The organism is Arboricoccus pini (assembly GCF_900187945.1).
Taxonomy (GTDB): Bacteria; Pseudomonadota; Alphaproteobacteria; order Geminicoccales; family Geminicoccaceae; genus Arboricoccus; species Arboricoccus pini.
Genome location: NZ_FYEH01000023.1, coordinates 1 through 10352, shown reverse-complemented (window position 1 = coordinate 10352; position 10352 = coordinate 1). Strand labels below are relative to the sequence as shown.

At 63.3% G+C, this 10352-nt stretch carries 12 protein-coding genes and 1 pseudogene; 10 read left to right on the top strand and 3 right to left on the bottom strand.

Features of this window, described 5'->3' with window-relative positions; all coding sequences use genetic code 11:
• The 4 genes from CFB17_RS19875 to CFB17_RS18620 form a co-directional block, all read left to right on the top strand.
• Nucleotides 1-265: helix-turn-helix domain-containing protein (locus CFB17_RS19875; RefSeq protein ID WP_165769713.1), on the top strand; the 265-nt coding region annotated here is incomplete at its 5' end.
• Nucleotides 262-2058: an HsdM family class I SAM-dependent methyltransferase gene (locus tag CFB17_RS18630; RefSeq protein ID WP_088563091.1), complete on the top strand. Its 1797-nt coding sequence runs from the start codon at nucleotides 262-264 to the stop codon at nucleotides 2056-2058. The genes CFB17_RS19875 and CFB17_RS18630, both read left to right, overlap by 4 nt.
• Nucleotides 2055-3119, top strand: coding sequence for a BsuBI/PstI family type II restriction endonuclease (locus CFB17_RS18625; protein WP_088563090.1), 1065 nt, complete (start codon nucleotides 2055-2057; stop codon nucleotides 3117-3119). The genes CFB17_RS18630 and CFB17_RS18625 overlap by 4 nt, the downstream gene beginning before the upstream one ends.
• Before the next feature lie 3 nt (nucleotides 3120-3122).
• Entirely contained in the window at nucleotides 3123-3350 is a 228-nt protein-coding gene (locus CFB17_RS18620) for a DUF3489 domain-containing protein (protein ID WP_088563089.1), read from the top strand.
• 36 nt (nucleotides 3351-3386) lie between these two features.
• On the opposite strand, the gene CFB17_RS18615 is transcribed toward CFB17_RS18620, so the two are convergent.
• The 3 genes from CFB17_RS18615 to CFB17_RS19400 form a co-directional block, all read right to left on the bottom strand.
• Nucleotides 3387-5480 carry an AAA family ATPase gene (locus CFB17_RS18615; RefSeq protein WP_088563093.1) on the bottom strand — a complete coding sequence of 698 codons (2094 nt, stop codon included), beginning with the start codon at nucleotides 5478-5480 and terminating at the stop codon, nucleotides 3387-3389.
• Between the two features lie 44 nt (nucleotides 5481-5524).
• Nucleotides 5525-6580 carry a replication initiator protein A gene (locus tag CFB17_RS18610; protein ID WP_088563088.1) on the bottom strand — a complete coding sequence of 352 codons (1056 nt, stop codon included), beginning with the start codon at nucleotides 6578-6580 and terminating at the stop codon, nucleotides 5525-5527.
• A 543-nt stretch (nucleotides 6581-7123) separates the two neighbouring features.
• On the bottom strand, nucleotides 7124-7300 hold the full coding sequence (locus CFB17_RS19400; protein WP_165769712.1) for a hypothetical protein: 177 nt from the start codon (nucleotides 7298-7300) through the stop codon (nucleotides 7124-7126).
• Between the two features lie 70 nt (nucleotides 7301-7370).
• Here CFB17_RS19400 and CFB17_RS18605 point away from each other — a divergent pair, with 70 nt between their 5' ends.
• From CFB17_RS18605 to CFB17_RS18585, 6 genes and pseudogenes are all read left to right on the top strand, one after another.
• Nucleotides 7371-8030: a ParA family protein gene (locus CFB17_RS18605; RefSeq protein ID WP_088563087.1), complete on the top strand. Its 660-nt coding sequence runs from the start codon at nucleotides 7371-7373 to the stop codon at nucleotides 8028-8030.
• Nucleotides 8031-8033: 3 nt separating this feature from the next.
• Complete coding sequence (locus CFB17_RS18600) at nucleotides 8034-8342, top strand: hypothetical protein (protein WP_088563086.1); 309 nt, start codon at nucleotides 8034-8036, stop codon at nucleotides 8340-8342.
• Between the two features lie 63 nt (nucleotides 8343-8405).
• Entirely contained in the window at nucleotides 8406-8705 is a 300-nt protein-coding gene (locus CFB17_RS18595) for a hypothetical protein (protein ID WP_088563085.1), read from the top strand.
• Nucleotides 8705-9655, top strand: a pseudogene (locus tag CFB17_RS19740) (DinB/UmuC family translesion DNA polymerase); the annotation flags it as partial. The gene CFB17_RS18595 and the pseudogene CFB17_RS19740, both read left to right, overlap by 1 nt.
• 82 nt (nucleotides 9656-9737) lie before the next feature.
• Entirely contained in the window at nucleotides 9738-9842 is a 105-nt protein-coding gene (locus tag CFB17_RS20120; RefSeq protein ID WP_088563084.1) for a DUF4113 domain-containing protein, read from the top strand.
• Nucleotides 9843-9949: 107 nt separating this feature from the next.
• A partial coding sequence (locus tag CFB17_RS18585; RefSeq protein ID WP_133063960.1) for a recombinase family protein occupies nucleotides 9950-10352 on the top strand: 403 nt, incomplete at its 3' end.

Sequence of the window (10352 nt, the reverse complement as noted above, 5' to 3'; positions counted from 1 at the left end):
CGTCTTCCACCTCATGGGCTCGCTTGCCGAATTCGAGCGCGCCCTGATCGCGGAGCGCACGCGCGCGGGCCTTGCGGCTGCACGCATGCGCGGCGTCCGCATCGGCCGGCGGAAAGCCATGAACGCCGAACAGGTCCGGCATGCGCGCGCGCTGCTGGAGGCCGGCGAGCGACCGGCCGATATCGCGCGCACGCTTCAGGTGGGCCGCTCGACGCTGTATCGCGCCCTCGACGTTCAACACCCCCAGAAAGGCCGTGCGGCATGAGCGTGGCCTTTGCAGACGAGAAGCCTCGCAAGTCTCGGGCGCCGAAGGCACCCGACCTTGCCGTCGTGCGGTCCGAGCTGGCGCGCACGCGCTTTGTCGCGCGTGCCTGGGCCGAGACCATTCCGGAATCCCGCCGCACGAGCCAGGCCGCTCTTTTGGCGCGCGCCGCGCTTGAGGCGTTTGCCGAGAAGGCAGCGCCAGCGCTGAAACTCACGGCGCCGCTCGTTGCCGTGCGCGGCAAGCTGGACGTAACCGCCCAGCAGCTGGCGAAGACCATGGGCGATTACGCCGCGCAGTTGCCGGTGCTGGAGGGCTGCCATGCCCTCACGAGCCTTTATACGACGCTGCTGCCGGGCAAGGAGCGCAGCGAGCTTGGCGCGTTCTACACGCCCCCTGCCCTGACCAAACGCCTCCTCGACCTCGCCGAGGAGGGCGGCGTCGACTGGAAGACGGCCCGCGTTCTCGACCCGGCCAGCGGCGGCGGCGCATTTTTGCTGGAGGCGGCCGCGCGCATGCGCGCGAGCCTCGCAGATGCAGAACCCGCCTTCATCCTCGCGCAGCTCGGCACCCGCCTCGCCGGCATGGAGCTGGACGGCAACGCGGCCGCCCTCTCCCAGGCCGCGCTCGAGATCGCCCTTGCGGATCTCATCACCTCGAGCGGGCGCGACGCGCCGCTCTTTATCAAGGTCGGCGACACGCTGCAGGCCGAGCCTTCCGAGACCTATGACCTCGTTGTCGGCAATCCGCCCTACGGCCGCGTGCAGCTGACGGAAGCGCAGCGGCTTCGCTATGGGCGCAGCCTCTACGGCCACGCCAACCTCTATGGCGTCTTCACCGATATCGCCGTGCGCTGGGCGCGGCCCGGCGGCGTCATCGCCTATCTGACCCCGACAAGCGCCCTCGGAGGCCTCTATTACACGGCCTTGCGCCGGCTGCTGGCCGAAGAGGCCCCACCCGTCGCGATCGACTTCGTGCATGCCCGCCGCGGCGTATTCGAGGACGTGCTGCAGGAAACCCTGCTCGCCCTCTATCAGAAGGGCGGCACGCAGACCGAATTCCAGGTGCATTACCTCACCGTCGAAAGCGAGCTGCAGGCCAAGCTCACGAAAAACGGCAAGGTCTCTCTGCCGGAAGGCTCCGGCGACCCCTGGCTTGCGCCGCGCGAGCCGGCGCATGTGCCGCTCATCAAGGCGGCGACCGCCCTCACCTCCCGCCTTGCGGATTGGGGCTACCAGGTTTCGACAGGCCCCCTCGTCTGGAACCGCTTCAAGCCGCAGATGCGCGCCAAGGCGGGCAAAGGCATTCACCCGCTGATATGGGCGGAGGCGGTGACGGCCGACGGCCGTTTCGTCTTCCGCGCCGACAAGCGGAACCACGCGCCCTATTTCAAGACCGAGAAGGGCGACGACTGGCTCGTCGTCGACCGCAGCTGCGTGCTCGTGCAGCGCACGACCGCCAAGGAGCAGCAGCGCCGGCTTATCGCGGCCGAGCTGCCGCAAGCCTTCATCAAGAAGCATGACGGCGTCATTGTCGAAAACCACCTCAACATGGTCCGCGCCCTGAAGCCGAAGGTCTCGCCGGCGGCGGTCGCGGCCGTGCTCAACAGCGATATCATCGACCAGGTGTTCCGCTGCATCAGCGGCAGCGTTGCCGTCTCCGCCTTCGAGCTGGAAATGATTCCCCTCCCCCCTGTCGAGGCGATGGCAGGCGTCGAAAAACTCGTGAGCGCCGGCGCAACGCGGGCCGCGATCGAGGGCGCGTTGCGGTCCGCCTACGGCATGGACGCGGCATGAGCCTCGCCCCGCTTCTCACTTGGCAGGATATCCGCGGCCGTCTCCCCGTCATCTTCCCGGAAGGCTCCGCCAACCGCGAACATTCCATCTGGGATATTTCGGCGAAGACGATTTTCGTCATGCTCTACGCCGGCGCGGTCGAGGGTGCCGACCTTTGGATTAGGCCCGACCAGGTCACGCGCATGACCGACGAGCAGGCCGAGAAGCAGAGCGAAGATGCGCGGCTGGAATGGGCGAAAGCTTCAATCCGGCCCAGCAAGGCCGATGTGCCGGGCCGCTGGTACGCGGTGAACACGCGGGAATCCATTCGCGACGACACCATCCGCTATGCCCTCATCCAAAACGGTGCTGTCATTGAGCGGCCGGGCCTCTCCACGACCTCGCCTGCCGGCCGCTACGCGCTGCAGGCGGATTTCGCGGCGCTGCTGGCCCCAGACCTTGACGAGGCGACCTTCATCGCGAAGGCCGCAGCCTGGCGCGAGAAATACCTGAACGCCGGCGCGCTCGCCCGCATCGCCATCGTCCGCAAGGGCGCGGCGGGCGGCGGTGAATATGAGCTTGTCACCTTCCCCAACGGGGAGACGCGGCGGATGACGACGGGCGCCAGCGCCGATATCTCGAAAGCCGTCATCGAGGTTTTCGCGCCGAAGTTCCTGCAGAAACCGGGCGTCATCGCGCTTAGCGAAAGCGGCAACAAGGTGGTGGCCCGCGACGACGAGCTGGCGAAGGCGATTGGCCTCACCATCCCGGCCGACAAGAGCCTGCCCGATATCGTGCTCGTCGACCTCGGTCCCGAACACCCGCTCCTCGTCTTCGTCGAGGTGGTGCACACCGACGGGCCGGTCAACGAGGCCCGCAAGATCGCCCTCCTCCAGATATCGGAGGGTGCGGGTTTCCCGTCGCAGCATGTCGCTTTCGTCACGGCCTACCTCGACCGCGCGGGCCAGCCCTTCCGGAAGACGGTTAGCAGCCTCGCCTGGGGAAGCTATGCGTGGTTTGCCTCGGAGCCCGACAATCTCATCGTTTTCAGTGGCAAGCCTCTCCAGATTGAGGGCGGCTAAGGGGTGACGCGCGAAGGCACGAAACAGGCAACCCTGATCGGCCTCCTCCGCCGGCCAAAGGGCGCTAGCATCCGCGAAATGGTCGAGGGAACAGGCTGGCAGAAGAACACTGTGCATTCGACGCTGGCGACTTTGAGAAAGCGGGGCTTCGATATCGCTGTCGCCGATGCCGCGCCGGAGAAGCGCTACCAGATTACTGTTGGACCCGAGAGCGAAACGGCCAAACAGTAACGTGTGCAGTTGTGCACAACTGCACAGCAGCCTCACCTACCCTGCTAATCTCTCAAATAGCGTGACCCACTTACCCTGCATTTCGGCATCGAAGGCCTCGATACCGCGGGTAAGAGCCAAGCTCTTAAACCGCTTCGCGATTTCGACCTTCCAGCCCTTCTCCAAGGCAATGCCGTGCTTTTCAGCCCAAGCCTCAATCTGTGGGACGATAGGTTTCCTCGCCTGTAGTGACGGCGCGAATTCGTCCTCCGGGTCTGACATCCTTTGCCACCGATCGACAATGTCCGCCAGGAATGCAGCCGGAATTAGGTCTTCGATTTCCGATTCCGGGAAGCCAACGAAGGTCTGGACCTCAAGTACTCTATCCTGCCCGTCCTGATAGAGAGAGCTTTTCAGCTCGTTCGCCATTTTGCGACCGACACTATCACTGTCGAGCAGGACAAGCGGTAGGGCATCGTCGCGGCCCGTCAGAATGCTCGCGACCATCCTGGCGGTCTTAGCGCCGCCCGACGGCGGGAATACCAGCTCGCGCTTCGGCGTGATTTTGCCGGACCTGATCAACAGCGTCTTGATGGCCGTGAGGTAGTGTTGGTCGGAAGCTCCTTCCACCAGCGTCGGCTGACAGCCAAGTAACAGGCTTTCGGCCACTGTGAGGTTCAGCGCGGAATGCACCGCGTATGAGGCTCCCGCCTGACCCGGTCCCTCCGCGCCCTCGCGCAGGTTTTCTGTGGCTTTCGTGGTCCCGTCGGGAGCGACATAGACCTTCCTCGCACGGTCCAGATGGTCTGCGTCGACAAGGAACGGCGAGTGCGTTGTGTACAGAATCTGGTTCGTCTCTGTCAGACCCTCAAAGAATTCCGAAAGGTCGCGCTGCGCTAGCGGGTGAAGGGACAAGCCTGGCTCATCCAGCAGCAAAATCGAGTTCTGGTGCGCAGCTTCACTTTCGACGAGGAACACGAGGTAGAAGCTCAAAAACCATTGCAGGCCCGTGCTGCGGCTCTCTAGCTCGATCTCCTCTGGCCTTCGGTCATCGGCGACCCAAATACGGAAGTGGTTTCCATCGGCCTCGAACCTGAACCTGTAATCGCCCTGCTTCCACCACTCGCGAAACCGCTTGGTGAGCAAGGCGCTGGCCGATTGCAGAAGGATGGAGCGCTCGCGCTTTTTCTCACCGATCTCCGCAGCCTCGGCAGGTGTCGGCTCACGGCCGGGGTTGGCAGGGTCCTTGAAATCTCGCCCAAGTTCCAGGATTTCGGCCGGGGAGAGGCCAACAAACTTGAACAGGACGCGTAGAGTGCGCGCTTTGGCCGCTTCTTTGCTGCCAAGGTCTTCACGCTTCAGGTTTTGCACGACGTGCGGCAAATAAATCTCGGAGTCGAGATTGCCGTAATTCGAGTAGTAGACAAAGGTAGGAAGCGCCTCCAGCACCTCCTCCAAGCCGTTGCCTTTCGACCCCGGCGCAGGGGAGGAAATGAACGTATGGCGAGACTGAAGGACCTCAATAACCTGCGCAAAGCGCGGAGAGATCACGCTGGTTTTAGCGGGGTCGTCAGGCTGCGCCGCCACGAGACGGTCGATGAGCGCCTTTAGGGCGGGCGCCTTCAGAGCGGTAGTACCGAGAGAGCCAATCTCTGCCCGCAGCGCAGCGATCATTTTCGCGCGGCTGCTCTCTTCCTTCGCGAGAGCTGTCGTGCCTTCGATGAAATCCAGCGACTCCTGCAGCGCCGTTTTGACCTCACTGGCTTCAAGGGCATCCGAGGTCTTACAATTGGGGAAGCGAACGTAATAATCGCCTGAATAGTTACGCCAGACATGCACAAGGTCCAGCTCGCTCTTGTCCCTTCCGGTAACGCTGACCAGCTCGTCGGCGAAATCCCCAGTCCTGAAAACCGCCTGGATAAAGCAGTACTTTCCAGGGCTCGCCCGAATGGTGCCAAAAAGCTTTTTGGGGTAATCGGAGGTCGGCTGTATCTCGCCCTCACGAGCGGGATGAAGCTTCCACAGCGGCGTAATAAGGTTGGTCTTGCCGGACTCATTGACGCCGACGAAGGCACCGATGCGATCAACGGTAATCCATCCGCTGTCCTCGACAGAACGGAAATTCTCAACCTTAAACTTTACAAGCTCCATCGTGCTGGCCCCCAAATGTTATTGTTCTTGCATAGCTATCCGCGTCATGGCTTGCCCCGCTTCTCGAACCAGCTCTGACAGAATTTGACGAAATGGCGCTCCGGCGCCTTCGGCACGATCTCGTTTTCACCGAGCCAGTTGCGCCATTCGCGCTCCAGGTAGTGCACGTCCCAGCCCGGCGCGACGTTGCGCGCGTCGCCGTAAATGTCGCTGTCGAGGCGGCCGGTCCAAGGCTCGGCCGGGGCTGTCCCGCCGGCGATCGAGGCCTTCATCGTGCCCCGATTAATGAAGGTGACCATGTCGGCCTTGGTATCGAACTCGACGCGGTAATCCGGCAGGTGGTCGCTGGCGGCCAGGTTGCGGACGGCTCTGCGGAATTCCTTGTCCGAGGACTTTGAGCCCGACTTTTTCAGCAGGACCTCGACCGAGACCTTCCAGCTCGGCTGCTGGCCGCAATGCTTTCGCGCCAGCTCGTAAATCCGCCGCTCGATGGGCTTCCGCAGCCGGAAATAATCGCGGTGCAGCGTCAGCACCTCGTTATGACGGATAGCGTTGAAGACCCAATCCGAGAGCGTGATTTCGCAGGTCAGCAGCCGGCCATCGAGGCCGTGCTTGCGGCGCACCGAGGAGGAATCGATTAGGCCGAAGGTATCGGTCTGCTCCTCGTCGCCGGTGCGGATATTGGTGACGATCGTCGTGCCGCGGATGCGCTCAATCGCTTCCTGCAGCGCCTCATAGTCCTTGCCGGCGACGCCGCGGTTGGTGAAGCGCAACAGCTCGTGGCTGTTGATCAAGACCCGCTTCGAGACCTGCTCCCCCCGCTTCAGCTTCGCCATGATCTGCGAAATGCAGTAGATCAGGATATCCTTGTCGTAGATGGTGGCGAGGCCCTTGACGCTTGGCGTCACCTCCAGCCATTGCCCGTTGTGCTCGTAGCGCCGGATGGTCGTCTCGGGCTTCTTTGACAGCGAATAGAACGGATGCTCCATCTGCGGCATCACGTCCTTCAGCACCGCATCGGCCACGTCACAGATGAACAGGTCATGCTGGGGATGACGTTCAGGTATGAGCGCAAGCGGATTCGGGGGTTCAGACACCATGGCTCATATTCGGGGTATCACCCACCGTTTGTCAAGGTTCGGGGTTTTACACACCAACGCATGCAGGAAAGCCGCTATTTGCAAGGCTTTCGGGGTTTCACCCACCGGAAGCGAGATTCGGGGTTTTACACACCATAATTCGGGGTAACACACACCGCTATTCGGGGTATCACCCACCCGTTATGTTAAGCCGACCCCAATTCACGGCCTAGCTTCAATGACTTAGCGAGTTGCCGGAATCGCTTAACCCTGAATCTAACACCAATTTAACACCCTCTCGCGCGGGAGCGGCCTGTGGATAACTTTCCCACGCCCTCTAAAGCGGTAGCGTCGCAAGAGCGCTTGCCCTTCGGGCTGCGCGCAAACGGACGGGGCTTCCGCCCCGACTCACCTGTGCGAGGCGCTACGCGCCCGCGCGAGGCTGCTAGGTCGGCGCCTCATCACCCAGGTCCGGCCAGCGGCGCCAAAAAGAAGTGGCTTGGCAGGGAAGAAAGAAGGGGTTGGGGCGAACGTTATTGTGCACAATTGCACGCCTGCACAAGTTCAGACGAATTTGCCGAGAACCTTGAGCCGGACGCCGAGGACGGCGTCTCGTGCCGCTTCATCGGTCCAGGGCAGGCGGACCGCCCTCCCCTTCCCTACCGTTTCGATGCTCCGGCGGATAATCGCGCCGGTTTTCAGCACAAGTGCGCAATTGCAGCCATAGGCCTTGACGCGCACCCCCTCTCTATATGATGATCGGAACTGCAATTGTGCACAAGTGCAGAGTTGCAGTTGACCAGGGGTGCACATGAAAGTCTTAGCAATCGCCATGCAGAAAGGCGGCGTCGGGAAATCCACCCTGACGCGCTCGCTCGCCGTGGCTGCGAGCAACGCCGGCCTGAATGTCCTGGCGCTCGACATGGACGCCCAGCAATCAACGACGCAATGGCGCGACCGTCGCACCGAGCAGCTGCCGGCCGTGAAGTTCTCGACCGAGAACGACCTGCCGAAGCTGCTGGAGCATGCCGAAAAGGCGGGCTGCGACCTCGTCATCATCGACACACCGCCGGCGAGAAGCACGGAAGCGCCTGCGGCCGTCGAGGCCGCTGACCTCGTGCTGGTGCCATGCACGCCGGATATCGAGGCTTATGAGCAGCTCCCGCGCACGGCGCGCCTTGCCCGGACAACCGGAAAGGCGGCCGCCGTCGTCCTCATGATGGCGCAGCCCAACAGCCAGAGCGAGGAGAAGATCGCCCGCGAGGTCTTCAAGACCATCGGGATTCCCATGGCCGAGGCCATCCTCCACCGCTTCAAGGTGCACCGCGACGCGAGCCGGGAAGGGGTGACGGCCGCAGAAATGGAGCCCGGCAGTAAGGCGGCGCAGGAAATCGGTGCCCTTTGGGATTGGGTACGTGCAGAGTTGCAACTGGGCACAAGTGCAGTTGTGCACAAAAAGGCAAGGAAATAATTCATGGCAAAGCCGAAAGTGACCGCCGCGAACTTCCTCAAGAATCTCGATTTGCCCGAGCCAGAACCTGCCGCGCCGGCCAAACAAGCGCCGGCGCGAGTTAGCGCCGCCAAAAAGGACGAGCCCGAAAAACCCGCCGCGGCGGGGAGGGTAGGGCTCAAGCACATCGGCGGCTACTTCGACCGCGATACGGTCGAAATGGTCGCGGTGCTACGCGCGCGGCTCGGCCTCGATAACTCTCAGCTCATCAAGCGCGCGGTCGAGGAGCTTTACAGCCGCGAGACCGCCGCCCGTAAATTCGGCGACCGCTAGCCGTTGCAACCGTGCAGTTGTGCACAGCTGCACAACGGACCTTCCGCTTTGAAAGGTCGACTGATGGAACCAGACCCCGAGGACAAACTGCAATTGCAGTTTCTCAGTACGGCCGAAATGACGGCCTGGGCGGATTTTCAAGACCAGGTGGAGGCCGCGATCGACGCCGGCGATGCGACAGTTCCGGTGCCGACCGACTTCCTCGCGCTTATCCTGCCCGAGGTTAAATCGAGCCCGCTGCAATTTGAGGCGCTGCGCGCCGTTTGGAACCGGGTCTGCGACGAGCAGGGCATGGCCCATCTGAAGCGGGAGACGCCCGCAACCCCGGCCGACGAGGACAGCAGCGACGACGGCCCGTTCTGATGCTCCGGCCCATCCTCCTCGCCCTGTGTCTTGGCCTCATGCCGATGATGGCGCGAGCGGAGCCGCCGGCAGGGCAGGGGGCTGACCTATCGGAGGAAGCCTACCGTCATGACGTGGCGGAGGGTGCGCGGCTCGCCGTCAAGGACGCCGAGCTGACCCTGAAATACCAGGCCGGGAAGATCAGCGCGCGCCGCTACGACGAAGCCGAGGCGCGGGTGCGAAAGCAATCGACCGCGCTATCCGAGAAGTGGGCGCATGGCGTCAACAACCGCGCCTCCGTCCAGTTCGCGAGCGACGTGTGGGACAAGTCCTATAACGACATGGTGGCGCTGCGCGGCCGATATGCGTCCGCGGCGCCCAAGGCGACGCCGGCACCGCCAGCGCCGAAACCCGCCTTCGACCCCTACGTGGCAGCGCAGGCGCCGACGGAGCCCGCCTTGAAGGTGCGGCAGGGGCTCCTGACCTGGCTGCTGCCTTTCGTTATCGCCGTCATGGTCATCGTGCCGCTGCTGGGCTGGATTTTCCGGCGTTTCTTCCCGAGCGTGCCGCAAGAGGAGGAGAAGGGGCCGGAGGTCTCCGACAACTACGGCAGCGCGACCTATGCGGGATTCCTGAGCGATATCCCCAACCGCGCCTATGTGCAGCGGGGCGTGTTCTTCGGCAAAAGCAGCCTGCCGGTCGCCGACCCCGAGATGCGCGAGGCCGTCGCGAGTTACATGACCCGCGCCGCCGAAAAGCTGCGCCGGCACAGTCTCAAAGCCGCGGCCTTCCAGGTGTTCATGCACACCAACCGCTTCAACAACGACCCCGCCTACAGCAACCAGCGCACCATCGAGATCGAGGCGACCGCCGACAGCTTTGCCCTCGTCTCCGCCGCAACGCGCGCGGCCGAGGGTATCTGGCGGGACGGCTTTCGCTACGCCAAGGCCGGCATCGTGCTCGTCGACCTCTACCGGCCGGCCGAGCTGCCGGCGTCGGATATGTTTGCGACGAGAGACCCCGCAAAGTCGAAGGCGCTCATGACGGCGCTCGATGCCATCAACGGGCGCTTCGCCGGGCTGGTCGATGCGGCGGGCGAACCTCTCGCCCTGCTACACGACCCGGCTTGAGGACCTGCTGGAGGCGCGAACAACGTGACTCGCCGGCAACAGTCAGTCCCAAAAAGGACCGGTTTTGGGACGTTTGTTCGCCTACAGCGAATTCAACGGCTTGCGAGTCCCGAAACTCTGTCCCAGAATGGCGGCATGAAAGTGGGCTATGCGCGCGTATCGACGGACGACCAGAACCTGGACCTGCAGCGTCGCGCGCTGACGGCGGCCGGCTGCGAGAAAATCTTCGAGGACCAGATTTCAGGCGCGTCGACGAAGCGCCCCGGCCTCGATGACGCGCTCGCGCAATGCGGCAACGATGACGTGCTTGTGGTCTGGAAGCTCGACCGCCTCGGCCGCTCCCTCTCCCATCTGATCGCCGTCGTCCAGGAGCTGGGCGACAAGGGCTGCGGGTTTCAATCGCTGTCCGAGAACATCGACACGACGACGGCCGGCGGCCGCCTCGTCTTCCACCTCATGGGCTCGCTTGCCGAATTCGAGCGCGCCCTGATCGCGGAGCGCACGCGCGCGGGCCTTGCGGCTGCACGCATGCGCGGCG

Coding starts and splice junctions, on each gene's coding strand:
- CFB17_RS18630 (WP_088563091.1), top strand. CDS start 262: ATGAGCGTGGCCTTTGCAGACGAGAAGCCTCGCAAGTCTCGGGCGCCG.
- CFB17_RS18625 (WP_088563090.1), top strand. CDS start 2,055: ATGAGCCTCGCCCCGCTTCTCACTTGGCAGGATATCCGCGGCCGTCTC.
- CFB17_RS18615 (WP_088563093.1), bottom strand. CDS start 5,480: ATGGAGCTTGTAAAGTTTAAGGTTGAGAATTTCCGTTCTGTCGAGGAC.
- CFB17_RS18610 (WP_088563088.1), bottom strand. CDS start 6,580: ATGGTGTCTGAACCCCCGAATCCGCTTGCGCTCATACCTGAACGTCAT.
- CFB17_RS18605 (WP_088563087.1), top strand. CDS start 7,371: ATGAAAGTCTTAGCAATCGCCATGCAGAAAGGCGGCGTCGGGAAATCC.
- CFB17_RS18600 (WP_088563086.1), top strand. CDS start 8,034: ATGGCAAAGCCGAAAGTGACCGCCGCGAACTTCCTCAAGAATCTCGAT.
- CFB17_RS18595 (WP_088563085.1), top strand. CDS start 8,406: ATGGAACCAGACCCCGAGGACAAACTGCAATTGCAGTTTCTCAGTACG.
- CFB17_RS20120 (WP_088563084.1), top strand. CDS start 9,738: ATGCCATCAACGGGCGCTTCGCCGGGCTGGTCGATGCGGCGGGCGAAC.